Below are 24,551 nucleotides of genomic sequence, written 5' to 3' on the forward strand. Positions count from 1 at the left end.
TTGCCTTTGTTCGTTCGCTGTGAAACGTAGGCAGCGATGACTGGCGAAAAACGATACTTTCTCGATGTCCGGCACTCCGCGCGTGGTCTTGCATGGGTGCACCGACTTGACCTGCGTGGTGAAAACGCTGCGCTGGCGATGGCGCAGACCCATGGTATTGCGGAGATCGTGGCGCGCGTCCTCGCCGGCCGCGGGGTGGAGATGGATAAGGCGAGACGTTTTCTCGAGCCGACCATACGCGACCTCCTGCCTGACCCATCGACGCTGACGGATATGGACAAGGCCGCCGAACGGCTAGCGCACGCTGTGCGGCGGGGTGAGAGGGTGGCTATCTTCGGCGACTACGATGTTGATGGGGCCGTCTCCTCTGCCATGATGAAGCGGTTCCTGATGCATTATGGCATTGAGGCCGAAATCTACATTCCCGACCGTATTTTTGAAGGATATGGCCCCAATCCCGACGCGATGCGCGACCTTGCGGGGCGGGCGAGCCTCATTGTCACGGTGGATTGCGGCGTGAACAGTGTTGCCGCAATCGCGGCGGCAAACGAGGCCGGCGCGGATGTGGTGGTTCTTGATCACCACCAGGTGGGTGGCGAGTTGCCGGATGCGGTGGCCGTCGTTAACCCCAACCGCGAGGACGACCTTTCGGGGCAGGGCTTTTTGTGTGCTGCGGGTGTCGTGTTTCTGGCGCTTGTACAGACGGCCAAGCACCTGCGACAGGGCGGCGAGGGCAGGAAACCGCCGGATCTGCTTGCCTTTCTGGATCTGGTGGCGCTTGGAACCGTTTGCGATGTGGTCCCGCTGGTAGGGGTCAACCGTGCCTTTGTCGTCAAGGGGCTTCTGGCGGCGCGTCAGATGAACACACCGGGACTGGCGGCGCTGGCGCGGGTGTCGAGGATCGGCGAACCGCTCAACCCCTATCATCTGGGTTTCATGATCGGTCCGCGCATCAATGCGGGTGGGCGCATTGGCAATGCAGCGCTGGGCAGCAATCTGTTGGCCAGTGACGATCCGGCCGAGGCCGCAAAGATCGCCGAGACACTCGACCGGCTCAACACCGAACGACAGGATATGGAAACGGTGATGCTGGCCGAAGCCAGGGCCGAGGCCGATGCCGAATTGATGGCGGGCGAGGGGCCTGCTGTTCTGGTGACGGCGAGCGACCGCTGGCATCCGGGCATAGTGGGTTTGCTGGCGTCACGTCTCAAGGATCATGCCCGGCGACCGACCTTTGCGATCGCGTTTGATCCGAGCGGAAAAGGCACCGGGTCCGGACGCTCCATACCCGGATTCGATCTCGGGAAAATTGTACGTGAGGCGGTGGACGAGGGCATTCTGGTGAAGGGCGGCGGACATGCGATGGCAGCCGGTATCACTGTAGAGCGCGAGAAACTCGGGGCGCTGCGGGCGTTCTTCGAGGAACGTGCCGCGAGTGCCGTGAAGAAGCTGCGGGATGCGGAAAGTCTGAAAATCGATGCGGCACTGTCTGCCGACGGCGCCAGCTTTGAGCTGCTTGCCGCTTTGGAAACGGCAGGACCATTCGGATCGGGACACCCCACACCGGTTCTGGCGCTTCCGCGACATCGCCTGGCGGACGCGCGGATCGTGGGCAACGGACACATTCGCGCTGAACTGCGCTCGCAGACCGGTGCGCGCATGGAGGCGATTGCGTTCCGTGCTGCCGAAACCGATCTCGGCAATTTTCTCTTCGCCAATCGCGGCGCCACAATCCATGTTGCGGGGACGATGGCAGCCAATCACTGGAACGGTACGAAACGCATTCAGCTGCGCCTACAGGACGCGGCGAGTGCGTAATCGCAGGGATTAACCCAGAACCGCAATCAGCCGATCAAGTTCCGCCAGACGGGCCTGGGTGGTCTCATATCCGATGGCAATGGCCTCATCTGCCCGGTGAAATTCGGTCAGACCTATGTGTCCGAGCTTGGGCTGCAATGACAGGTCAGGCGGATCGCCGGCCATGCGGGCGCGGGAAATCCGGTCCTGAATGATGTTGAACGCCTCAACCATCACGCCGGTAATGCCGAGCCGCTGATCACGTTTTTGAGGTCCCTTGTCGACAACGAGGGGCAGTTTGTCGTCGCCTCCGGTTTCGCTCGGCATATCCGCCGCATGCTTGATGACTGCGGCGCGCCCGAAAAGGTCGTAGTGGAGGTTGACGGCCATAACGAGCGGTTGCTCGTAGGAGCGGCAGGCGGAAACGGGAACCGGGTTCACAAGCGCGCCATCAACCAGCACACGGCCATTGCACGTAACCGGTTCGAACACGCCCGGCAGGGCATATGACGCGCGCATTGCCGTGATGAGCGATCCGCTCGACAGCCAGATCTCATGCCCGGTACGGATTTCTGCCGCGACGCAGACGAAGGGTTTTGCAAGATCGTCGAATGTGACGTCCCGCAGATGTTCCTCCATGCGTGCGGTCAGCTTCATCCCGCCAAAAAGGCCGCTTCCGCCGAAATTAATGTCGAGCAAGCCGAAGATGCGACGCTTGGTCAGGGAGCGCGCGAATTCTTCGAGCTCGTCCAGTTTCCCTGCCAGATAACAGCCGCCAACCAGTGCGCCGATAGAGGTGCCCGCAATCATGCCAATGGGGACATTTGCTTCCTCAAGGGCACGCAGCACTCCAATGTGCGCCCAACCACGCGCCGCACCGCCGCCCAGTGCCAGGGCGATGCCGTTGCGGGGCGTCGGGTCGGGAACTGGCTCGATTTGAGGCGGTTCCGGAGAAATCATCTCGAGTTCCCGGTTTTCCTGTTTTCTGCGTAGAGATGCCCAATCGAGCATGATCATCTCCTCGTGCCTTCGGGCATCATGCCCCGGGAACCGTATCGAATTTGTGAATGTGCGTCGCTTGTGCAAACCGATTGGTTCAACGCGGCCAATTCAGGAAATTCGGACCTCCTCACTCTTCAAGATGGGCACTTTGCCCGGAAAGTCTATGTCGGCAGCATACAAAAAATCGAGACCGACTTTTGGTCAGGCACGCATGTTTTAATCAGCCAAAGGCTTCAGTCCAAGATCGATCAGTACGGGTTTTCCGTCGCGAATGCTCACATTTCGGTAGAAACAGGTGCGGCGCCCGGTGTGACAGGTCGCTCCTTTGCCGGTGACGCGTACGTTCAGATGCACCGCATCCTGATCGCAATCGGTCGCTATGGAGACAATGTGCTGGACATTGCCGGAAGTTTCTCCCTTCTTCCACAATTCTCCGCGCGAGCGCGACCAGTAGTGGGCGATGCCTGTCTCCAGCGTGGCTGCGAGCGCGTCGCTGTTCATATGCGCCACCATCAGGAGAGCGTTCGTATCAGCGTCTGTCACCACGGCAGTGATAAGGCCATTCGCATCGAAACGCGGTGTGAAAGCCGCGCCTTCCTCAAGCGCAGCCTTGTCGGATGAGGCAGGGGAAAAGGAGACTGTCGGCATCATCCGTGTTTGTCGCGCAGCATCGTCATGAAGCGCGCCTGCTCCTGCAGATCTTCACGGTAGGCACCGGTAAACGTGGTCGTCAATGTGACAGAACCCTGTTTGCGGATGCCGCGCATGGCCATGCACATGTGCTCTGCTTCCACGAGAACGGCAACCCCGCGGGGTTTCAGAACGTCCTGAATGACATGGGCGATCTGCGCTGTCATTGCTTCCTGCGTTTGCAGGCGGCGGGCGAAAATGTCGACCACGCGGGCAATTTTCGAAAGGCCCACCACCTTGCCGTCCGGTAAATAGGCGACATGTGCCTTGCCGATGATCGGCACCATGTGGTGTTCGCAGTGAGAGTGGAACGAAATGTCCCTGATGAGGACCATGTCGTTATAGCCCTGCACTTCCTCGAAAGTGCGGCCAAGTTCTTCAGCGGGGCACTGTTCGTAGCCGGAGAACATTTCACGATATGCCTTGGCAACGCGCTTGGGTGTCTCCACAAGGCCTTCGCGCTCGATGTCATCGCCGGTCCAGCGCAGAAGTGTGCGCACGGCATTTTCCACTTCGGCCTGAGACGGGCGTTCGGTAACTGACTTGTCCATACCGGGGTTTTTCTCCGCAGACGTCTCGTCTTTATCGGCGTGAGGCGGAAATTTTTTGATAATGGCGTCCATAGAAGGCGTCTCCCGTAGTTCCTGTCACGGCAGGAACGAGTTGAACGGTTCACGGCCTTATCCAGCGGGTAATGGAGAAAATCCTCAGCCCGGCCCGACAGTGGCGTGCACGAAACCGGAACCCGCAGCGCATCATGCCTTGTCGCGGGCCCATGACAATCATTATATAAGTTGTTCGAAGCAGAAGGGAAGATGCCGAAACGACATTGATGTGTTTCGGTTGCGGCAAAGCAGGAAAACCATGCTGGACGATGTTTACAACGCGAAAATTCTTGGTTTTGCCGGAAACATCCAGCGCATCGGGCGTCTGGACAATCCCGATGCCTCTGCCAAGGCGCACTCCAAACTCTGCGGTTCGACGGTCGTTGTGGACCTCAAGATGGACGGCGACACCATCACCGACTTTGCTCATGAAGTGAAAGCCTGCGCTCTTGGCCAGGCATCATCGTCCATCATGGCAGCGGGGGTTGTGGGAGCAAAAGCAGATGAATTGCGCCGCGTTCGCGATGAGATGTATGCGATGCTCAAGGCGGAAGGCCCGCCGCCGACCGGTCGCTTCGAGGACCTCAGATATCTGGAGCCGGTGCGTGGATACAAGGCACGCCATGCTTCCACACTGCTTACATTCGACGCGGTTGTTGACGCAATCAGCCAGATCGAAAAAGCGAGAGCCGGCGCTGCGGCCTGAAAGATGGCAGGACCCGTTCGCAGTCGCAACTGGCAGGGACACTGGCCGAAAACGCCGGGCCGGCTCTTTGGAACGGCTTTCGTGCGTCTCTACCAGCTTACGCTTTCCGGGTTCGTGGGCAACAGCTGTCGGCATTTCCCCACCTGTTCGGAATACACTTTCGAGGCGATCGCCCGACATGGGTTTTGGGCTGGGGGCTGGATGGGCCTTTTCCGCGTGATGCGGTGCGGTCCAGGTGGAACGCATGGCGTCGACCCGGTGCCAGATGAGCTCGAGCCTGATCTGCAATGGTGGACACCCTGGCGATTTTGGCGGATTGCCCGACAGAAGACTGAAGGCGGATAACGCGCCATTGCGACCTGCAGGACATGTTTGCTGCGACATCACGGTTGTGGATTGCCCTTTACCTTCCTGATCGAAATGCTTATCCCGGGCTCGCAAACCCGAAATGCCCAAGACCACCCGCGTTCGTTGGCGGGACTGGATAAGGAGAACCCCCAATGGCCGAGGCCGTTTCCCTCAAATTTCCCGATGGATCTGTTCGCGAGTATGACGCAGCGACGACCGGTGCCGATATTGCCGCTGGTATTTCCAAATCGCTGGCCAAGAAGTCTGTCGCATATGCGCTGAATGGGACGGTGCGTGATCTTTCAGATCCCGTCGCTTCATCCGGCGATATCGAGATCATCACCCGTGAGGATCCGCGCGCGCTGGAGTTGATCCGGCATGACGCAGCACATGTCTTGGCCGAAGCCGTGCAGGAGCTTTGGCCGGGCACCCAGGTCACCATCGGCCCCGTGATCGAAAACGGCTTTTATTACGACTTTGCCCGTGATGAACCTTTCACGCCTGAGGATCTTCCGGTCATCGAAAAGAAGATGGCGGAGATCATTGCGCGCAACAAGCCGTTCACCAAGGAAATCTGGTCGCGCGACAAGGCCAAGGAAGTGTTCGCTGAAAAAGGCGAGAGCTACAAGGTCGAGTTGATCGACGCGATTCCCGAGGATCAGGACGTCAAGATTTACGCGCAGGGCGACTGGTTCGACCTCTGTCGCGGCCCGCACATGGTCTCGACCGGCCAGATAGGCAAGGCTTTCAAGCTGATGAAGGTGGCCGGCGCCTATTGGCGCGGCGACGCCAACAACCCGATGCTGACGCGCATCTACGGCACGGCCTGGCAGACGCAGGAAGAGCTCGACCAGTATCTGCACATGCTGGCAGAGGCCGAGAAGCGCGACCATCGTCGCCTTGGCCGCGAGATGGACCTGTTCCATTTCCAGGAAGAAGGCCCCGGCGTCGTGTTCTGGCACTCCAAGGGCTGGCGCATGTTCCAGAATCTGGTGAGCTACATGCGTCGCAGGCTTGCGACCGATGGCTATGAGGAAGTGAACGCTCCGCAGGTGCTCGACAAGAGCCTTTGGGAGACCTCCGGCCACTGGGGCTGGTACAAGGAGAACATGTTCAAGGTCGAATGCGCGGACGACGAGGCGGAAGACACCCGCACCTTCGCGCTTAAACCCATGAACTGCCCCGGCCATGTGCAGATCTTCAAGCACGGTCTGAAGTCATATCGGGATCTTCCGATTCGACTGGCCGAGTTCGGCAATGTGCACCGTTATGAGCCCTCGGGAGCCCTGCATGGCCTGATGCGTGTGCGCGGCTTCACGCAGGACGACGCGCATATCTTCTGCACCGAGGAGCAGCTTGCCGCCGAGTGCCTCAAGATCAACGATCTGATTTTGTCCACATATGCCGATTTCGGCTTCGAGGAAATCACGGTCTTTTTCTCCACGCGCCCTGAAAAACGTGTCGGCTCCGATGCTTTGTGGGATCACGCCGAAGAGATCATGAGCAAGGTTCTGGTGCAGATTGCGGAGCAGTCAGGTGGCCGGATCAAAACCGCGATCAACCCGGGTGACGGTGCATTCTATGGTCCGAAGTTCGACTATGTTCTGAAGGACGCCATTGGCCGCGAATGGCAATGCGGCACGACGCAGATCGATTTCAATCTTCCGGAGCGTTTTGGAGCGTTCTACATCGATCAGGATTCGGAGAAGAAGCAGCCGGTCATGGTGCACCGGGCCATCTGCGGCTCTATGGAACGCTTCCTTGGCATTCTGATCGAGAATTTCGCCGGTCACTTCCCGCTCTGGTTCGCGCCGGTGCAGGTGGTGGTGGCGACGATCACGTCCGATGCCGACGATTATGCGCTCAAAGTCACGGAGACGCTGAAGGAGGCCGGTCTTCTGGCCGAGGCGGATCTGCGCAACGAGAAGATCAACTACAAGGTCCGCGAGCATTCTCTGGCCAAGGTTCCGGTCATTCTCGTGTGCGGCAAGCGGGAAGCCGAGGAAGGGACTGTCAATATCCGTCGGCTGGGCAGCCGCGACCAGTCTTCCATGTCGCTGACAGATGTAACCGCCATGCTGGTCGAGGAGGCGACGCCGCCGGACCTGAAGCGCAAGGCTGGCACAGCCTAGTCATTGAAGAAATGGAATTGCAAAAGAAAAACAGCCCCGTCGGATCCGGCGGGGCTTTTTGATTCTGTTGGTGTTTCAATTGTCAGTCGGGCAGCTGCGTGCGCGTATCGAGCAGGTCGTCTGGCAGAAGTTCCACATCCTGATTGCGACCGGGAACGACGGAAAAGTCGCGCTGGTAAATACGATCGCGGTTTTTTGCAATGATCGTGTAGTCACCTTCGGCGAGCACCATGGCGGCATATGCGCTGACGGTCTCGTAGACAATTTCGCCGGTGTCAGTGAGCACGGACCATGCCGTGTCGGCTATGGCTTCGCCACCTGGTTCACGGACAAGCTTCATGGTCAGATCCGCGGCACGGTGCTCCACCGTTGCTTCGGTGAGCTTCCCTGCCTCCACCCGTATGTCGGAGCGGATCACGGCATTCATGGCGCCGTATTTTGCGACGACATGATACGTGCCCGCATTGAGCCGCACAATGCTGCCTGGTTCCACGTCCGGAAGGATAAGCGTCTCCTCGCCAATGGCCCCTTCGCTGGCTTCGTAGATTGAAAAGCGCAGCTGGTTCTGCGGAATACGAACACCGCCGGGCAATATTGCGTGGAGTTTGAGGCCACCGGCATCGAGGAAAAGATCTTCGCGCATGGGCTCGGAACCCACGGTGATGCGTTTTGTCACCCCTGCGCGGCCATAGGCTGCATGGACAAGGTAGCTCCCCGGCGCAAGGTCGAGTGTGCTGTTTCCACCGCGCGCTGTTGCAACCAGTGGAAGCTTGTCGTCGGGGCCGGGCTGGGTGCCGAAAATGCGCCATACAAGACCATTGGGAATTTCGTCGCCACCTTCAGTCAGGTGAGCAACCAGCGTCACACGGCCGGTGTCGCCAATTGCCAGGGCACCATCCACCGAAGATGGGGCATAGTTGTTCAGACCAGGAAGGCGCAGGCCGTCGACGGCTTTCTCCGCATCTTCCTGTGCCTTCACGGGTGTCGCCTGGATGGAGAGGGCGCACAGTGCGAAAAATGTGAGACTCGTTTTAAGTGAACCGCGCATGGCTGACATGAAGCCCAAGGCGGTGGCAATTTCAAGGCGATTGTGCGATCTGGGGACACTGAAAAGCCAGCTTCGGCCAGCCAAACAGCCTGTTTCAGGTCACGCTCATTCCACAGGAGACAGACATTGCATTCATCCGTGCTTGATTTCATGCTCGCGCGTCGCTCGACACCGGTGAAAGATCTGACTGAGCCGGCTCCATCCGACAAGGAGATCGAGACGATTCTGAAGGTGGCCTCGCGTGTGCCTGATCATGGCCGGCTCACGCCGTGGCGCTTCATCCTCTACCGGGGCGAGGCCCGCCTGAGGATTGGTGAGGCGCTCGCGGCCCCGCGCCATCGAACGCGAAGGCGAGCTTCCCGAAACGCGGATCGAACAGGAACGGAACCGCTTTTCCCGCGCGCCGCTGGTCATCGGTGTGGTCTGTGTCCCCAAGGAGAGCCCCACCATTCCCGAATGGGAGATGTTTCTTTCCGGCGGTATGGCGGCAATGAACCTGATGATCGCAGCCAATGCCCTTGGCTATGGCACGAATCTCATCACCAACTGGTATTCGGACGATGCGGAAGGTCGGCGCATTCTGGGGCTTGCGCCGCAGGAACGGGTGGTCGGGTTTGTCCATATTGGCTCTTATGATGTGGAGCTTCTGGAGCGACCGCGCCCTGAATTGGAAAGCATTGTTTCCGATTACTCCGGCCCTTGGGAAGCATGATGTTCTTCGAACCTGCCAAGGGCCACGGCCTTCCGCACGATCCATTCAAGGCCATTGTGTCACCGCGCCCGATCGGCTGGATTTCGACGCTGTCAAAAGATGGAACGGCCAACCTTGCGCCGTACTCCTTCTTCAATGCGATCTCGTCCAATCCGCATCTGGTTTTTTTCTCCTCTGAAGGGGCAAAGGACAGCGCTACCCATGCGGAAGACACCGGCGAATTCGTCGTCAATCTCGCGAGCCATGATCTGGCCGAGGCATTGAATGCGAGCGCGGTGGATGCGCCGCGGGGTGTCAGTGAATTTGCTTTTGCCGGCCTGACAGAGGCACCTTCCACGCTGGTTGCTCCTCCGCGTGTCGCCGAATGCCACGCTGCACTGGAGTGCCGGGTAACCGAAGTGCGCCGGCCCCTTGGACTGGATGGTTCAACTGCCGGAGTGATTCTGGTCACTGGAGAGGTGGTTGGTGTTCACATCAGTGATGCCGTGCTGACGGATGGCATGTTCGACGTCGTTGCCGCAGGCAATCTCGCCCGCCTGGGATATCGCGATTACTCCGTGGTGAGAGACGTTTTTCAGATGACGCGGCCCGAGTGGAAACGGGACTGACGACCCTCAGTCCCGTGATGTTTCTCCAGCGCGAGCGAGCACGCGTTCGGCAAGCGCCAGGTGCGGGCGGTCATACATTCGCCCGCCAATATTGACCACGCCGGCTTTGCCGGCCTTCAGGAACGCTTCCACGATGGCGTGGGCTTCCTCCACCTCTTCGGCAGAGGGCGCAAAGGTGGCATTGATCGGGGCAACCTGTGCCGGATGAATGGCCATTTTGGCGACGAAACCGTCGCGCGCTGCCAGTTTGCAGTCCCTGGCAAATGCCTTCGGGGCCGAAAAGTCTGGAAAGACCGTGTCGATGGCCGGAACACCGGCCGCCGCCGCCGCCAGAAGCGTCGTGCTGCGGACGAGTTGAAACAGGGGCGTATAACCGTAGTCTTCATCACGTGCGGCGAGTGCGCCAACGTGTGCTGACAGGTCTTCGGCGCCCCATGTGAGGCCTGCAAGACGCTCGCTCGATCCACGGTAGCTTGCGGCATTGAGCACGCCCAGGGCCGTCTCCGTGATGATCGGCAGGATCCTGGTGCTGCCGTCCTCGATTCCGTTCTCCGCTTCATGGACGCGCAAGGTCGCAGCAAGGCGTGCGACATCCGCTCCGCCTTCGGTCTTGGGCAGCATCACCCCGTCAGGACGGGCGGGCATGACTTCACCCAGGTCGTGCTCTGTCAGTCCACTCGCAAGATCGTTCACCCGGACATAGAGCCGGGCTTGCGTGCGGCTCCGCGCGTTGCGCAGAAACGCTGCAGTGATGAGACGCCCTTCGGTTTTCCGCTCGGGACTGACCGAGTCCTCCAGATCCAGGATCAGCACGTCGCTACCCGAACCGAGGGCCTTTTCGAGCTTGCGTTCTGAATCGCCGGGTACGAAGAGAAGAGACCGCATGATCAGGCGCTCTTTTTCTTGAGAATCATCGCTTGACGCAGGCAAGTTGCAACCAGAATGTCTCTCTGGTTGTAGGCTCGGTGCTCGAACTCGACGATACCGCGGTCGGGTTTGGATTTGGATTCCCTGACCGACTTCACTTCCGTCTCCACCCGGATCGTGTCGCCGTGAAAGACCGGGTTTGGGAAGCTTGTCTCTTTCATGCCGAGATTTGCGACGGTCGTTCCAAGTGTCGTGTCGTGGACGGAGATTCCGATCATCAGACCCAGGGTGAAAAGCGAGTTGACCAGAGGTTTTCCCCACTCCGACTTTTCGGCGAAATCGAAATCAATGTGCAGGGGCTGGGGATTCAGTGTCATGGTCGAGAAAAGCATATTGTCGCTTTCCGTGACGCTCTTGCGTAGCGAATGCTGAAACACTTGTCCTGGCTGAAAGTCTTCGAGGAAAAGCCCGGCCATTCCGTCTGCCTCCTGTTCCGGCAATGCCTTTGAGGTTCTTGATAGGCGTGTGGCTGGCACCTCGCAAGCCGACACTTATGGTAAACGTTTCCTATACGAATTCGCGCTAGTGTCGCAAAAGATAGGGCGGGAGCGTGACTACAGTGCAAGTGGTTCAACATTTTCTCAAATGGGCAGAGACGGCCAGGGTTTCTGAGCGGGCAGGGGCGGCAGCCGCACTTGCGCGCGTCTATCTTGATCGTGAACTCCCCTTCGAAGACCGTTATGCTGCCGAGGCAGCGTTGACGTCGCTGCTTGACGACCCCTCGCCAAAGGTGCGTGTGGCACTGTCTGAGGCGCTGTCGATGAGCCGCCATGCGCCCGTGCAGGTGGTGGCAGCGCTGGCGGCCGATCAGCCGGACGTTGCCGGCCCCATTCTGGCACGCTCTCCCGTGCTTTCCGAAACCGATCTCATCGACCGAATTGCGGACGGCAGGCACAAAACACAGTGCCTGATTGCGCAAAGACCGCAATTGACGATGGGGGTTTCGGCTGCGATCGCTGAATTGGGAGACCCTGACGCCTGCATCGCCCTGGTGGAAAACAAGAGCGCGGAAATCGCGGCCATCAGCTTTCGACGCATGATAGAGCGCCACAGTGACGAACCCCGCTTGAGGGAAGCGCTGATATGCGACGCCCGTCTTCCTTCCGATTGCCGTCATCTGATCCTGACCCAACTCGGTGAAACCTTGCGCGATGCACCGCTGGTCAAGGCGCTTGTGGGCGCGGTGCGAGCTGAGAAGTTGACCCATGAGGCGTGTCTGCGAGCATCTCTGACCCTCATTGCAACGATGGAGCCGGCTGAACATCAGGCTTTGGTCGAACATTTGCGGATCCGTGGCGAACTGACGACCGGCTTTATTGTTCGGCTGGTGGCCCACGGGAAAATCGACTTCTTCGGAAATGTGCTCATCGCACTGACAGGCCAGGCACGCGAGCGTGTTGGTGGCTTGCTCGCCAATGGCCGCGAGGTGGCGATAGCCGCGTTGCTGCACAAGGCAGGTCTGTCGAAACCGGTTCAGAAAACCATCATTCGTGCTCTGGCGGTCTGGCGAGAAGTGGCGCAGGGCGAGCGGGTTGCAGGCGCGCAGGAAGTGTCCTGGCTGATGCTCGAAGCGATTGGAGCAACGCCCGCGCAGGCTGGTCCAGAACCGGATGCAGCGGAACTGGCTGCGCTCCTGCGATCAATTCACATCGAGGCCCTGCGTGAAAACGCGCGATTGCAGGCGCAGGCTCTCGTGGCGGCCTGAGCCCGGAAGAACGATCAGCTCGCAGTGTGTCCAGCGGCACGCACAATGGACGATCTAAATCGTTGATGGAGAAGCGGAACAGTCCGAAAACCGATTTCCACCTTTTCCGTCCGATGCTCTAGATATCCAGTTCGTCCGCGAACTCCGCATTCTCCTGAATGAAGCGGAAACGTGCCTCGGGTTTCGTTCCCATCAGGGAATCGATGGTGCTCTTCGTCGCTTCCTGTCCGTCCAGGACCGTAACGCGCAGCAACGTACGTTTGGCCGGGTCCATGGTCGTTTCCTTGAGCTGGCTCGCCATCATCTCGCCAAGGCCCTTGAAGCGCCCGATCTCTACCTTGCCACGGCCGGTGAATTCGGTTTCCAGAAGTTCGTCCTTGTGGGCATCGTCGCGCGCATACATGGTCTTGCCGCCCTGGCTGATGCGGTAGAGCGGGGGCACGGCCATGTAGAGATGCCCGTTCTCGATGAGCTGCGGCATCTCCTGATAGAAGAAGGTAATCAGCAGCGAGGCGATGTGCGCGCCGTCGACATCGGCGTCCGTCATGATGATGACGCGGTCGTAGCGCAGGTCGTCTTCGCGATATTTCGACCGCGTGCCGCAGCCGAGCGCCTGGGTGATGTCGGAAATCTGCTGGTTTGCGGCCAGTTTGCCAGTGCCGGCGCTGGCCACGTTCAGGATCTTGCCACGCAGCGGCAGAACGGCCTGGCTGGCGCGGTTGCGTGCCTGTTTGGCGGAGCCACCGGCCGAGTCACCCTCGACGATGAAGATTTCGGCACCGGCTGCCGCACCCATTGTGCAGTCGGCGAGCTTTCCGGGCAGGCGTAGTTTGCGCACCGCGCTCTTGCGGCTGACCTCGCGCTCCTGACGGCGGCGCAGGCGCTCGTCGGCGCGTGCGACGACCCATTCGAGAAGCTTGGAGGCTTCCTGCGGGTTTTCCGCCAGCCAGTGATCGAAGGGATCGCGCACGGCGTTTTCGACAATGCGCATGGCTGCTGCCGTCGCCAGCTTGTCCTTGGTCTGGCCGACAAATTCCGGTTCGCGCACGAAGACGGAGAGCATGCCGGCGGCCGAGATCATCACGTCTTCAGCGGTAATGATGGAAGCGCGCTTGTTGCCCGTGAGTTCGGCATAGGCGCGCAGACCCCGCAGAAGCGCATTGCGGAAACCGGTCTCGTGGGTTCCGCCTTCAGGCGTGGGCACGGTGTTACAGTAGGAATTGAGCATGGCGTCGCCGCCATACCAGGTGATTGCCCATTCCACTGCGCCGTGGCCGGTGTTCTTTTCGCTACGGCCGGAGAACACTTCCCTGGTGACCTGAAACTGGCCGTCCAGCGAGGCGTTGAGATAGTCCTTGAGACCACCGGGGAAGTGGAAGGTCGCCTTTTCCGGCGTTTCGTCCTTCTCGCCGATCAGCTCGGGCGCGCAGACCCAGCGGATCTCGACACCGCCAAACAGATAGGCTTTGGACCGCGCCATGCGATAGAGGCGAGCGGGTTCGAATTTCGCGCCTTTGCCAAAGATCTGTTCGTCCGGCTTGAATCGCACCTTCGTGCCGCGTCGGTTGTGAACGTCGCCAAGCTTTTCAAGCCCGCCCTGCGGCAGGCCCCGCGAAAAGGTCTGTCGGAAGAGCTGGCGGTTGCGGGCGACCTCAACTTCAAGAATTTCAGAGAGTGCATTCACGACAGAAACACCGACGCCGTGCAGGCCGCCGGAGGTCTCGTAGACCTTGGAATCGAATTTTCCGCCAGCGTGCAGCGTCGTCATGATGACTTCGAGAGCCGACTTGTCCTTGAACTTCGGATGCGGGTCAACGGGAATGCCCCGACCATTGTCGGTGACGGCGAGATGGCCTTCGGCGTCCAGTTCCACTTCAATGAAGGTGGCGTGACCGGCCACCGCCTCATCCATGGAGTTGTCGATGACTTCGGCGAAGAGGTGGTGCAGCGCCTTGTCGTCGGTGCCGCCGATATACATGCCGGGACGGCGACGGACGGGCTCAAGGCCTTCCAGAACCTCAATGTCTGCCGCGCTGTAATCGTCGCTCGCAGGTGCGGGCGCTGCCGAGGGGGCCGGCCGCGATGCTGGCTTACGCTCGCCCGCCGACGGTGCAGGCGTTTTCGGGCGTTCCGCATTTGCGGTTATTCCGGCGAAAAGGTCGTTGTTATCGTCCATGAGGCGTGTGGTGTCCTGTCCGCGAATCACATCGCAGTTTGCCATGGTTTCCAAGGCAAAGCGAAGCCTGTTCCGGTTCCGTTCGGAGTGTGTGGACGTTGCTTTAACAGAAAGCGCGGGCCCGAGCCAAGAGCGCGCGCGTTTTTGGAGACCATCCCCCAAAGAAGGGGGATGGTCTGAGTGACCGACCTAGCTTGCCAACGCCTCGATGGGCGGGCAGGCACAGACCAGATTGCGATCGCCTCCAACATTGTCCACCCGCGAGACCGGCGGCCAGTATTTGGAGGCGGAAGCGAGCGAACCTTCGGGGAAGGCGGCTTCACTGCGGCTGTAGGGATGTTCCCACTTGTCTCCCATCAGCTCCATGGCGGTGTGCGGAGCGTTGACCAGCGGATTGTCGTCCTTCGGCCATTCGCCCTTTTCCACCTTCGCGGCTTCCTCGGCAATGGAGATCATTGCCTGACAGAAGCGATCAACCTCGCTTTTCGGCTCAGACTCCGTGGGCTCTACCATCAGGGTTCCCGCAACGGGGAAGCTCATGGTCGGGGCGTGGAAGCCATAGTCGATGAGCCGCTTGGCGATGTCGTCGACCGTGATGCCGGCGCGATCCTTGAAGACCCGCGTGTCGAGAATGCACTCGTGCGCGACCCGGTCGTTGCGGCCCTTGTAGAGCACGGGGTAGTGCTCTTTCAGCCTGTGGGCGATGTAGTTGGCGTTGAGGATTGCCATCTCCGTCGCCTGCTTGAGTCCATCGCCACCCATCATGCGGATATACATCCATGTGATGGGCAGAATCGACGCACTGCCATAGGGGGCAGCCGCCACCGCCTGATCGCTGCCCAGCGCCACATGGCCCGGCACGAACGGCTTCAGATGCGCCTTGACGCCGATGGGGCCCCACACCCGGCCCGCCGCCGCCATGGGGGATGCAGAAGGTCTTGTGCAGATTCAGGTGGCAGACATCCGCGCCGAGATCTCCCGGACGCGCAAGGCCGACCATGGCGTTGAGATTGGCTCCATCGAAATAGACCTGGCCACCATGCTCATGGATGACCGCGCACATGTCGCGCACGCCTTCCTCGAACACGCCATGGGTCGACGGGTAGGTCAGCATTAGTGCGGCCAGCCTGTCGGCATGCTCTTCCGCTTTTGCCTTCAGGTCGCCCTGGTCGATATTGCCATCGTCCGTGCAGCGTACGACCACAACCCGCATGCCGGCCATTGACGCGGACGCCGGGTTCGTGCCGTGGGCAGAGGAGGGGATGAGGCAAATGTCGCGTTCGGCCTCACCACGCTCGGCATGATAGCGGCGGATCGCCAACAGACCGGCATATTCGCCCTGGCTTCCGGCGTTTGGCTGTAGCGAGACCGCATCGAATCCAGTGATTTCCGAAAGCCAGCGGTCGAGATCATCGATCATCCGACGATAGCCAGAAGTGTGCCCGGCAGGAGCAAACGGGTGCAGGCCTGCCACTTCCGGCCAGCTTACGGGCATCATCTCGGCTGCGGCGTTTAGCTTCATGGTGCAGGAGCCGAGCGGGATCATGGCGCGGTCGAGTGCCAGATCCTTGTCGGAGAGCCGACGCAGGAAGCGCATCATTTCCGTTTCCGAGCGGTGAGCATGGAAATCGGGCTGGGTTAGGAAGCCTGCACCGCGTGCTGCCCAAGGGGCGAGCCGTGGCGCGTCGTCCGGGAGTTTTGCGCCGAACAGGGCGGCAAGGGCCGCCAGATCATCCTCGTCGGTGGTTTCATCGACATTGATCCCGATCCTGTCGGCATCGATGACGCGCAGAAGACGGCCGTTGGCTTCCGCTTTTTGGGCGATCTCCTCGGCTTTGCCGGCGACGGTGGCGGTGACCGTGTCGAAAATCGTATCACCAGCAAGCGTGACGCCCGAGGCTTTCAGCGCGGCATGAAGGCGCGCGGCGCGCGCATGAATGTCTTCGGCAATGGAGACAAGCCCCTCCGGACCGTGCCAGATGGCGAAGGCTGCGGCCATGTTCGCAAGCAGCGCCTGCGCGGTGCAGATATTGGAGGTCGCCTTGTCGCGGCGGATGTGCTGCTCGCGGGTCTGCAGCGCCAGCCGATAGCCCGGACGCCCGTGCGCATCGACTGACTGACCGACGAGGCGGCCCGGCATCAGGCGTGTGAGCTTGTCGGAGACGGCGCAATAGGCAGCGTGCGGGCCGCCAAAGCCCATTGGAACGCCGAAACGCTGCATCGAGCCCACCGCGATATCCGCACCGAGCGCTGCCGGCGTTTCGCTGAGGAGGAGGCCAAGAGGATCGGCCACCATGATGACGATGGCGCCCTTGTCTTTTGCCTTGGCAATGTGCGCGCTGTGGTCGCCGTAGACGCCATAGGTGTCGGCCCAGGGCACGATGAGCGCGAATGTTTCGTCGTCGATGGTGTCGCCGTCGATCTCGATGCCAAGAGGTTCGGCGCGAGTGACGACCACATCATGCGTTTGCGGGTGGAGTTCGCCTGCAAGTGCCAGCTTGTTGCGCCTGGAGCGATGATGACGCCAAGCGATTCCCACGGCCTCGGCCACGGCCGAACCTTCGTCTAGCAGCGAAGCCGAGGCAACTGGCAGGCCGGTCAGTTCCGTAACCAGTGTCTGGAAGTGGAACAGAAGCTCAAGGCGGCCCTGGCTGATTTCCGACTGATAGGGCGTGTAGGCCGTGTACCAGGCCGGATTCTCGAACAGATTGCGCTGGATGACCGGCGGCACCTTCACGCCGTGATAACCGGTTCCGATGAAGCTTTTCAGCACCTTGTTCTGACGCATGGCGGCGCCCAGTTCGGCAAGTGCTTGGGATTCGCTGGCCGCGAGCGGCAGGTCGAGCGGGCGGTCGAGCCGAATGGAATTCGGCACGGCTTGCGTGATCAGCGTCTCAAGAGAAGGAACGCCGAGGGCTGCCAGCATGGCCTTGGTTTCTTCGCCGCGCGGGCCGATATGGCGGGCGGCAAAGGGAGTGGTGTTCTGGGGCATGATGTATCCTCAGGCAATCGACGCCTTGTAGGCAGCTTCATCCATGAGACCTTCAAGCTGGCTCTCATCGGCGAGTTTCATTTTCCACAGCCAGCCTTCGCCGGTGGGAGCTGAATTCACGAGAGAGGGGTCGCTTGTCAGCGCTTCGTTCACTTCTGCGACTTCGCCGTCGGCGGGCGCATAGACATCGGATGCTGCCTTTACGGATTCGACCACGACGGCGGTGTCACCCTTTGCGATCGTTGAGCCGGCTTCCGGCAGCTCCACGAACACCAGATCGCCAAGCTGCTCCTGCGCATAATCGGTGATGCCGACAGTCGCGACGCCGTTCTCGACTTTGATCCACTCGTGATCTTCGGTGAAATAGGTCTGGCTCATCTGGTTGTTATCCTTTTTTGTAGCGCTGCGGCGTGAAGGGAAGAGGGTGGATATCAAGTGCGATGCGGTTGCCACGCACTTCAGTAAAAAGACGGGTTCCGGGCTCGGACAGGGATTTGATGACATAGCCCATGGCAACCGGGTGTCCCGCTGAGGGACCAAAACCGCCGGACGTGACGCGGCCGATCTTTTCACCCGCCTCGTTGATAAGCGATGCCCCTGCGCGTACGGGCTGGCGGCCTTCCGGCTTCAGGCCAACCCGCTTTTCCTTTGCGCCGTCGGCGATAATTTTCTGCAAGGCCTGCGCGCCGATGAATTTACCTTCTTCTCGCAGAGCCTTCGGTACGGCCCAGAGAATGGCAGCACTTGCCGGATCGGTGTTTTCGTCAAGATCCTGGCCGTGCAGGCACAGGCCCGCCTCCAGGCGGAGGCTGTCGCGGGCGGCAAGACCCACCCACTGGACGCGTTCGTCGTCAAGCAGCGTGCGGGCAAAGCGCTCCGCTTCATCGATCGGAAGGGCGACTTCGAAACCATCTTCACCGGTGTAGCCGGAACGGGCTGCAAACCAGCCCTCGCGGGGTTCTGTTCCGGTCATGAAGGTGAGGTCGCTAAGATCCAGCCCGGCCGCAATCATGGCGGCCTCGGCGTCGGGTCCCTGTAATGCCAGAAGCACGCGCTCAAGCGGCGTGAACGATACGTCGAAATCTCCGGCGATGTTGCGGAAATGCGCTTCGTCCTTGTCCGCATTGCCGGCGTTTGCAACCACCATGAAGCGGTTTTCGCCGAGGCGGGTGACAATCAGATCGTCGATGATGCCGGCATTCTCGTTGAGAAGCAGGGTGTATTTTGACTGGCCCTCTCTCAGGGCTGCTGCTTCGAGCGGGCAGGCGCGAGACAGGAAATCGGCGGCACCGGAGCCTTCAATCTCGAAAAGCTGCATGTGGGAGATGTCGAACAGGCCAGCACTTTCACGCGTGTGAAGGTGCTCTTTCATGACGCCGGCGGGGTAGGTCAGTGGCATGCGCCAGCCAGCAAAATTGCCGAAGCGAGCGCCTGCATCCTCATGCAGCGCTTCCAGCGGCAGGTGTTTTTTTGGGGTCGTGTCGCTCATCATTCCTCCAGAATCGCACGCATGCCGCAGTCAGCGACATGTTCGTGCCCCTCTGTCGGAAGCCTGAGAGACTCGCGCAGCCGGAACCCTGTCGACCACGCTTACACCTTCGGCGCGGGGATCTCTCCCCGACTTTCCAGAGTGTCTTGACCCGTCTACGGTTCTTTTGCCTGAGAGATTTCGGGCGATTTCCCCTTCGGCGTCCGCGCCGGCATTACCCGGTTTGGCTCTCTCCCGCAGACAGGCAGGGCTTTTGCCCTCGACGGCTGGAAACTAGCGCAGGCGGCGGTGTTTGTCACCTGCGATAACGCCTGTCAGATGGCAGGCATGCTGCACCCTGTGCACAATGTCGCGGGAGAGCGGCTTCAGCCGGATCCCTGTGCTCGGGCAAGGTCGGTCTCGATCTGCGCGACGATGCGGCTGGTTTCCTCCTGCAGTTTGCGAATTCGTTTCAGGTTTGACGAGACGGCGTTGACGAGTTCGGACCGGACTTCGTCGGCGGGAGAAACACCGACACCGTGTAGAAGCCAGGAGAGGCTGACATTCAACACGCCTGCGAGCATCGCTAGACGATTGGCGCGCGGCTGAGAGCGATCGCTTTCCCACGCCTGGATCGTTGCGGTCTTGACGCCGAGACGCCGGGCGAGTTCCGCAACGGAAAGCCCTGCGGCGTCGCGCGCTCGCGAAAGACGACCTCCCATTGTGTCTCGGTCGGGTATGTCCGAATAGATGTGTACGGTGTCCTGCACGATCGCCACCTCCATGTTAGCAAGCCATCCATTGCCGGATGATATCGCATTTTAGGCGGCTTGAAGGCAGGTTGGCATGCCGAATGCGACGCGCCAGCATAAGTTTGTGCCAGCGCGTCGGTCTCGGAGGGGGGGGAAACTATTTGTTATCAGTTTGTTAGGGGGTGAATGTGAGATGGAGATTCATCGGCTTCATGTATCGATTCAGTTCAGCCTGCAGCAAGTCTCTTCGCGTGCCATGCGAGATGGTCATCCATAAAGCTGGAGATGAAGAAATAGGAGTGATCGTACCCCTCGCGCATGTTGAGCGTGAGTGGAATACCAGCGTCGTTGCAGGCTCTCTCAAACAGCCAGGGGCGCAAGCCTTCATCAAGGAAGCCGTCGGCTGAGCCCTGATCGATCAGGAACCCGGAAAACCGGGCTCCATCGGCAACGAGAGCGCAGGCATCGTACCGGCGCCAGGCGGCTTCGTCCGAGCCCAGATATTTCTCAAGTGCCGGTTTCGACCAGCCCGCCGTGGAGGGTTCGACGATGGGAGCGAAGGCGGAGCAGCTCTTGAACCGGTCGGGATTCTTGAGCGCGATGGTCAACGCCCCATGGCCTCCCATGGAGTGTCCGAAGATACCTTGGCGATCCATGTCGGCCGGAAAATGCTTGGAGATCAGTGCCGGCAGTTCCTCTGTGACGTAGGAATACATGCGGTAGTTTTGGGCGAAAGGCTCCTGTGTGGCGTCCACATAAAAGCCCGCACCCTTGCCGAACTGCCAGTTGTCCACCTCGTCGGGGACGTTGTCGCCGCGCGGGCTCGTGTCCGGGCAGACGATGATCAGGCCGAGCTCTGCCGCCATGCGTCGGTATTCGCCCTTGTCCATGACATTGGCATGGGTGCAGGTGAGGCCGGACAGATACCACAGGACGGGGCAGGGGCCGTTTTCGGCCTTAGGCGGGACAAATACGGCGAAGGTCATGTCGCACTGGCAGCTTTCGGATGCGTGCGTGTACACGCCCTGAACGCCACCATGCGAGCGGGCGGTGGAGACGGTTTTCATGTGTTCAGTCCCTTTGTTCTTTCAGGGCGCGCCGCACTGTGCGATCGAGCGCCTGGAGGAAATCGGAGCGGTCGCGAGCGGTGAAACCGGGATTGTATCCCTTGATCTCACCAGATTCGCGTAGATCCTGCTTGAGGTTGCGCATGGCAACCGCCATGCCGATGGTTTCGGGGGTGAAGGGCCGGCCGGTGGGCCCAAGCACATGCACTTCCCGCTCCACCAGCCGTGCAGCAAGCGGCACGTCCGCCGTGATGGCGATGTCGCCCGCCACTGCATTTTCGACGATCCAGTCGTCGGCGGCATCGGCGGTGCCGGGCACCACCACATGCCGCACCATGGGATCGCGCGAGGGCCGCAATCCTCCATTCGAGACATAGGTGATGACCAGCCCGTGCCGCTCTGCGACACGGGCTGCTTCTGGTTTTACCGGGCAGGCATCGGCGTCCACATAGATGGTTGGCAAGGCTACGGCCTCAGTAAACCACCACGGAGCGGATGGATTCGCCCGCATGCATGAGGTCGAAACCCTTGTTGATCTCGTCGAGCGAAAGTGTGTGCGTGATCATCGGGTCGATGTCGATCTTGCCTTCCATGTACCAGTCGACGATCTTCGGCACGTCCGTGCGGCCGCGCGCGCCGCCGAAGGCGGTCCCTTTCCAGGTGCGCCCGGTGACAAGCTGGAAGGGGCGGGTGGAGATTTCCTGACCGGCACCGGCGACGCCGATGATGATGGATTCCCCCCAGCCGCGATGCGCGCTTTCCAGCGCCTGACGCATTACGTGGACATTGCCCGTGCAGTCGAACGTGTAGTCGGCGCCGCCGATCTGGTCGGCGCCGCGCTTGGTCATGTTGACGAGATAGGGCACGAGGTCCTCGCCAACCTCCTTCGGATTGACGAAATGCGTCATGCCGAATTTTTCACCCCATACCTTCTTGTCGTTGTTCAGGTCGACGCCGATGATCATGTCGGCGCCGGCAAGCCGAAGGCCCTGGATCACGTTGAGGCCGATGCCGCCGAGGCCGAATACGATGGCCGTCGAGCCGATCTCCACCTTGGCGGTGTTGATGACCGCGCCAACGCCCGTGGTTACGCCGCAGCCGATGTAGCAGATCTTGTCAAAGGGCGCGTCCGGATTGACCTTGGCAACCGCGATCTCCGGCAGAACGGTGAAGTTCGCGAAGGTCGAACAACCCATATAATGATGGAGCTTTTCACCGTTGATCGAGAAACGGCTCGTGCCATCGGGCATCAGGCCCTGACCCTGGGTGGAGCGGATGGCCGTGCACAGATTGGTCTTCTGCGACAGGCAGGAGGGACACTCGCGGCACTCGGGCGTGTAAAGCGGAATCACGTGATCGCCTTTCTTGAGGCTTGTCACGCCGGGGCCCACATCCACAACGATGCCAGCGCCTTCGTGACCGAGAATCGCCGGGAAAATGCCCTCGGGGTCGGCACCCGACAGGGTGAATTCGTCCGTGTGGCAGATGCCTGTCGCCTTTACCTCGATCAGCACCTCGCCCTCGCGTGGACCTTCGAGGTCTACCTCCATGATTTCAAGTGGTTTTCCTGCCTGAACGGCAACGGCGGCGCGGGTTTTCATGGACAGTTCTCCTGCAAGTCCGGAATCTGCGACGAAAGTTTCAGGAATTGTTATGTCCCGCAAGTCCGAACCGGACACAGGATGACGCAATCTGACAAACCCGCTTCTCATGCATCATGGTCGGGAAACGCTTGAGCGCGACCGTGCAAGGCCATAGAACAATGGCAAAGCTGTTTGCTGGGGGGAAACACCGTTCATGTTCAAGAAGATCCTCGTTGCCAACCGCGGTGAAATCGCCTGCCGGGTCATGAAGACAGCAAAACGGATGGGTATCGCCACGGTCGCGGTGTATTCCGATGCCGATGCGGATGCGGTGCATGTGGAGTTGGCCGACGAGGCGGTTCATATCGGCCCCGGCTGCTGCCAATCAGAGCTATCTTCTCGGCGACCGGATCATCGCTGCCTGCAAGCAGAGCGGCGCAGAGGCCGTGCATCCGGGTTATGGTTTTCTTTCCGAGAACGCCGCTTTCTGCGAGAAGCTTGAGGCGGAAGGCATAGTCTTCATCGGTCCCAAGCCGAAGGCCATTCAGGCCATGGGCGACAAGATAACGTCGAAGAAGATCGCTGCAGAGGCCGGGGTTTCAACCGTCCCCGGTTTCATGGGGCTCATTGAAGACGCCGAACATGCGGTGAAGATTGCCGGTGAGATCGGTTATCCGGTGATGATCAAGGCATCGGCAGGCGGCGGCGGCAAGGGCATGCGGATTGCCTGGAACGATGACGAAGCGCGCGAGGGTTTCGAACGCTCTAAATCCGAGGCGGCATCATCCTTCGGCGATGACCGAATATTCATCGAAAAGTTCGTGGAAGAGCCGCGGCATATCGAAATCCAGGTGCTTGCCGACGCACATGGCAACTGCCTCTATCTGGGCGAGCGTGAGTGCTCCATTCAGCGCCGCAATCAGAAAGTTGTCGAGGAAGCGCCATCACCCTTCCTCGATGTCGAGACGCGTGCAGCCATGGGCGCGCAGTCGGTGGCGCTTGCAAAAGCTGTTGATTATCAGAGTGCTGGGACGGTTGAGTTCATCGTCGACAAGAACCGAAATTTCTACTTTCTGGAAATGAACACGCGCCTCCAGGTGGAGCATCCGGTGACGGAGCTTGTCACCGGTATCGACCTGGTGGAGCAGATGCTGCGGGTGGCGGCCGGAGAGACACTTTCCTTCGGTCAGGAGGACGTTAAGCTCAATGGGTGGGCCATTGAAAGCCGCATCTATGCCGAGGACCCGGTGCGTAACTTCCTGCCCTCTATCGGCCGGCTCACACGGTATCGCCCACCGCAGGAAGGGCGCTTCGGGGACGCGGTGCTTCGCAACGACACTGGCGTTGCCGAGGGCTCCGAGATCTCGATGTTCTACGATCCGATGATCGCCAAACTGTGCACCTGGGCGCCCGAACGCCTGGACGCGATCAACGCCATGGGCGAGGCACTGGACCGGTTCGTGATTGACGGGATCGAGCACAATATTCCGTTTCTCTCCGCGCTGATGAGCCACCCGCGCTGGCGCGAAGGTCGGTTGTCGACCGGCTTCATTGCCGAGGAGTTCCCTGACGGGTTCCTGCCGCCGTCACCGATGGCGGGCGAGCGTGCGGTACTGGCAGCGGTGGCGCTGGCAGTAGAGCTTTTGCGGCGCGATCGGCTGGATCGTCTGACCGGGCGTCTGGCCCCGCATTCGGGCGAATTGAAGCGTGACTGGGTTGTTCGGCTGGACGATGATTATCTGTCGGTCAGCCTTGTCGAGGGCATGATCTCCATTCCGCTGGAGATGGACGTCCGAATTGACGGTGGCGAACCGCTCACGGTGCGTTCCAACTGGCGACCGGGAGAGCCGGTCTGGGAGGGGGATGTCAATGGCCGTGCCGTTGGCGTGCAGGTCCGCTCCATCCTGAATGGTGTGAAACTTGCCTGGCAGGGTGTCTCGGCCGATGCCCGTGTCATGCTGCCACGCATTGCAAAGCTTGACCGTCTCATGCCCGTCAGAGAAGCGCCCGATACGTCGAAAATGCTGCTTTGTCCCATGCCGGGCCTTGTGGTCTCCATCGCTGTCACGGAAGGTCAGGAAGTCAAGGCCGGTGAAATTCTCGCGGTGGTCGAAGCAATGAAGATGGAGAATGTCCTGCGCGCAGAGCGCGACGCCAGAGTGTCCAGGATCAAGGCCGCGCCGGGCGATAGTCTTGCGGTTGATGCGGTTATCATGGAATTCGAATAGGAGTT

19 protein-coding genes, 3 pseudogenes and 1 riboswitch are annotated in these 24,551 nt (G+C 60.3%); of the genes and pseudogenes, 8 read left to right on the forward strand and 14 right to left on the reverse strand.

Annotated features, from left to right (window positions below; all coding sequences use genetic code 11):
• Nucleotides 1-36: 36 nt before the first annotated feature.
• The gene (gene recJ, locus AB2N04_RS10840) at nt 37-1,818 is read left to right on the forward strand and encodes a single-stranded-DNA-specific exonuclease RecJ (RefSeq protein WP_367714518.1); all 1,782 of its coding nucleotides are present in this window, start codon (nt 37-39) and stop codon (nt 1,816-1,818) included.
• A gap of 9 nt (nt 1,819-1,827) precedes the next feature.
• On the opposite strand, the gene AB2N04_RS10845 is transcribed toward recJ, so the two are convergent.
• From AB2N04_RS10845 to folE, 3 genes are all read right to left on the reverse strand, one after another.
• Nucleotides 1,828-2,808, reverse strand: coding sequence for a patatin family protein (locus AB2N04_RS10845; RefSeq protein WP_367714519.1), 981 nt, complete (start codon nt 2,806-2,808; stop codon nt 1,828-1,830).
• A 207-nt stretch (nt 2,809-3,015) separates the two neighbouring features.
• On the reverse strand, nt 3,016-3,447 hold the full coding sequence (gene hisI / locus AB2N04_RS10850) for a phosphoribosyl-AMP cyclohydrolase (RefSeq protein WP_367718785.1): 432 nt from the start codon (nt 3,445-3,447) through the stop codon (nt 3,016-3,018).
• Nucleotides 3,447-4,112: a GTP cyclohydrolase I FolE gene (gene folE, locus AB2N04_RS10855; protein ID WP_367714520.1), complete on the reverse strand. Its 666-nt coding sequence runs from the start codon at nt 4,110-4,112 to the stop codon at nt 3,447-3,449. Before folE ends, hisI begins: the two co-directional genes overlap by 1 nt.
• A gap of 241 nt (nt 4,113-4,353) precedes the next feature.
• On the opposite strand from folE, the gene AB2N04_RS10860 reads away from it, so the two are divergent.
• The 3 genes from AB2N04_RS10860 to thrS all read left to right on the forward strand — a co-directional run bounded on the left by AB2N04_RS10860 (nt 4,354) and on the right by thrS (nt 7,280).
• Entirely contained in the window at nt 4,354-4,800 is a 447-nt protein-coding gene (locus AB2N04_RS10860; protein WP_367714521.1) for an iron-sulfur cluster assembly scaffold protein, read from the forward strand.
• A gap of 3 nt (nt 4,801-4,803) precedes the next feature.
• On the forward strand, nt 4,804-5,145 hold the full coding sequence (gene yidD, locus AB2N04_RS10865) for a membrane protein insertion efficiency factor YidD (RefSeq protein WP_367714522.1): 342 nt from the start codon (nt 4,804-4,806) through the stop codon (nt 5,143-5,145).
• Between the two features lie 155 nt (nt 5,146-5,300).
• The gene (gene thrS / locus AB2N04_RS10870) at nt 5,301-7,280 is read left to right on the forward strand and encodes a threonine--tRNA ligase (protein ID WP_367714523.1); all 1,980 of its coding nucleotides are present in this window, start codon (nt 5,301-5,303) and stop codon (nt 7,278-7,280) included.
• Nucleotides 7,281-7,362: 82 nt separating this feature from the next.
• Here the strand turns inward: thrS and AB2N04_RS10875 are convergent, their stop codons facing one another.
• A complete protein-coding gene (locus tag AB2N04_RS10875) occupies nt 7,363-8,259 on the reverse strand; it encodes a hypothetical protein (RefSeq protein WP_367714524.1) in 897 nt (298 codons plus the stop codon).
• A gap of 195 nt (nt 8,260-8,454) precedes the next feature.
• Here AB2N04_RS10875 and AB2N04_RS10880 point away from each other — a divergent pair.
• Nucleotides 8,455-9,040, forward strand: a pseudogene (locus AB2N04_RS10880) (nitroreductase).
• On the forward strand, nt 9,040-9,648 hold the full coding sequence (locus AB2N04_RS10885; RefSeq protein WP_367714525.1) for a flavin reductase family protein: 609 nt from the start codon (nt 9,040-9,042) through the stop codon (nt 9,646-9,648). The pseudogene AB2N04_RS10880 and the gene AB2N04_RS10885 overlap by 1 nt, the downstream one beginning before the upstream one ends.
• 6 nt (nt 9,649-9,654) lie before the next feature.
• On the opposite strand, the gene AB2N04_RS10890 is transcribed toward AB2N04_RS10885, so the two are convergent.
• Both AB2N04_RS10890 and AB2N04_RS10895 read right to left on the reverse strand, forming a co-directional pair.
• Complete coding sequence (locus AB2N04_RS10890) at nt 9,655-10,533, reverse strand: CoA ester lyase (RefSeq protein ID WP_367714526.1); 879 nt, start codon at nt 10,531-10,533, stop codon at nt 9,655-9,657.
• A 2-nt stretch (nt 10,534-10,535) separates the two neighbouring features.
• Nucleotides 10,536-10,991, reverse strand: coding sequence for a MaoC family dehydratase (locus AB2N04_RS10895; RefSeq protein WP_367714527.1), 456 nt, complete (start codon nt 10,989-10,991; stop codon nt 10,536-10,538).
• Nucleotides 10,992-11,134: 143 nt separating this feature from the next.
• On the opposite strand from AB2N04_RS10895, the gene AB2N04_RS10900 reads away from it, so the two are divergent.
• Nucleotides 11,135-12,280, forward strand: coding sequence for a DUF2336 domain-containing protein (locus AB2N04_RS10900; RefSeq protein WP_367714528.1), 1,146 nt, complete (start codon nt 11,135-11,137; stop codon nt 12,278-12,280).
• A gap of 118 nt (nt 12,281-12,398) precedes the next feature.
• On the opposite strand, the gene parE is transcribed toward AB2N04_RS10900, so the two are convergent.
• The 8 genes and pseudogenes from parE to AB2N04_RS10940 form a co-directional block, all read right to left on the reverse strand.
• Nucleotides 12,399-14,456, reverse strand: a complete 2,058-nt coding sequence (parE, locus tag AB2N04_RS10905) for a DNA topoisomerase IV subunit B (protein ID WP_367718786.1) — start codon at nt 14,454-14,456, stop codon at nt 12,399-12,401.
• A 189-nt stretch (nt 14,457-14,645) separates the two neighbouring features.
• Nucleotides 14,646-17,448 (reverse strand): annotated as a pseudogene (gene gcvP, locus AB2N04_RS10910) (aminomethyl-transferring glycine dehydrogenase).
• 9 nt (nt 17,449-17,457) lie between these two features.
• On the reverse strand, nt 17,458-17,826 hold the full coding sequence (gcvH, locus tag AB2N04_RS10915) for a glycine cleavage system protein GcvH (protein WP_367714529.1): 369 nt from the start codon (nt 17,824-17,826) through the stop codon (nt 17,458-17,460).
• A 7-nt stretch (nt 17,827-17,833) separates the two neighbouring features.
• A complete protein-coding gene (gene gcvT / locus AB2N04_RS10920) occupies nt 17,834-18,940 on the reverse strand; it encodes a glycine cleavage system aminomethyltransferase GcvT (protein WP_367714530.1) in 1,107 nt (368 codons plus the stop codon).
• 145 nt (nt 18,941-19,085) lie between these two features.
• A riboswitch (glycine riboswitch) is annotated at nt 19,086-19,184 on the reverse strand.
• A 118-nt stretch (nt 19,185-19,302) separates the two neighbouring features.
• The gene (locus AB2N04_RS10925) at nt 19,303-19,701 is read right to left on the reverse strand and encodes a helix-turn-helix domain-containing protein (RefSeq protein WP_367714531.1); all 399 of its coding nucleotides are present in this window, start codon (nt 19,699-19,701) and stop codon (nt 19,303-19,305) included.
• Nucleotides 19,702-19,895: 194 nt separating this feature from the next.
• Entirely contained in the window at nt 19,896-20,735 is an 840-nt protein-coding gene (fghA, locus tag AB2N04_RS10930) for an S-formylglutathione hydrolase (protein WP_367714532.1), read from the reverse strand.
• A 4-nt stretch (nt 20,736-20,739) separates the two neighbouring features.
• Nucleotides 20,740-21,246, reverse strand: coding sequence for a YaiI/YqxD family protein (locus AB2N04_RS10935; protein WP_367714533.1), 507 nt, complete (start codon nt 21,244-21,246; stop codon nt 20,740-20,742).
• On the reverse strand, nt 21,209-22,336 hold the full coding sequence (locus AB2N04_RS10940; RefSeq protein WP_367714534.1) for an S-(hydroxymethyl)glutathione dehydrogenase/class III alcohol dehydrogenase: 1,128 nt from the start codon (nt 22,334-22,336) through the stop codon (nt 21,209-21,211). Before AB2N04_RS10940 ends, AB2N04_RS10935 begins: the two co-directional genes overlap by 38 nt.
• A 196-nt stretch (nt 22,337-22,532) precedes the next feature.
• On the opposite strand from AB2N04_RS10940, the pseudogene AB2N04_RS10945 reads away from it, so the two are divergent.
• Nucleotides 22,533-24,546, forward strand: a pseudogene (locus AB2N04_RS10945) (acetyl-CoA carboxylase biotin carboxylase subunit).
• Nucleotides 24,547-24,551 lie beyond the last annotated feature (5 nt).

It is taken from the genome of Nitratireductor sp. GISD-1A_MAKvit, from assembly GCF_040819555.1.
Lineage (GTDB): Bacteria > Pseudomonadota > Alphaproteobacteria > Rhizobiales > Rhizobiaceae > Nitratireductor.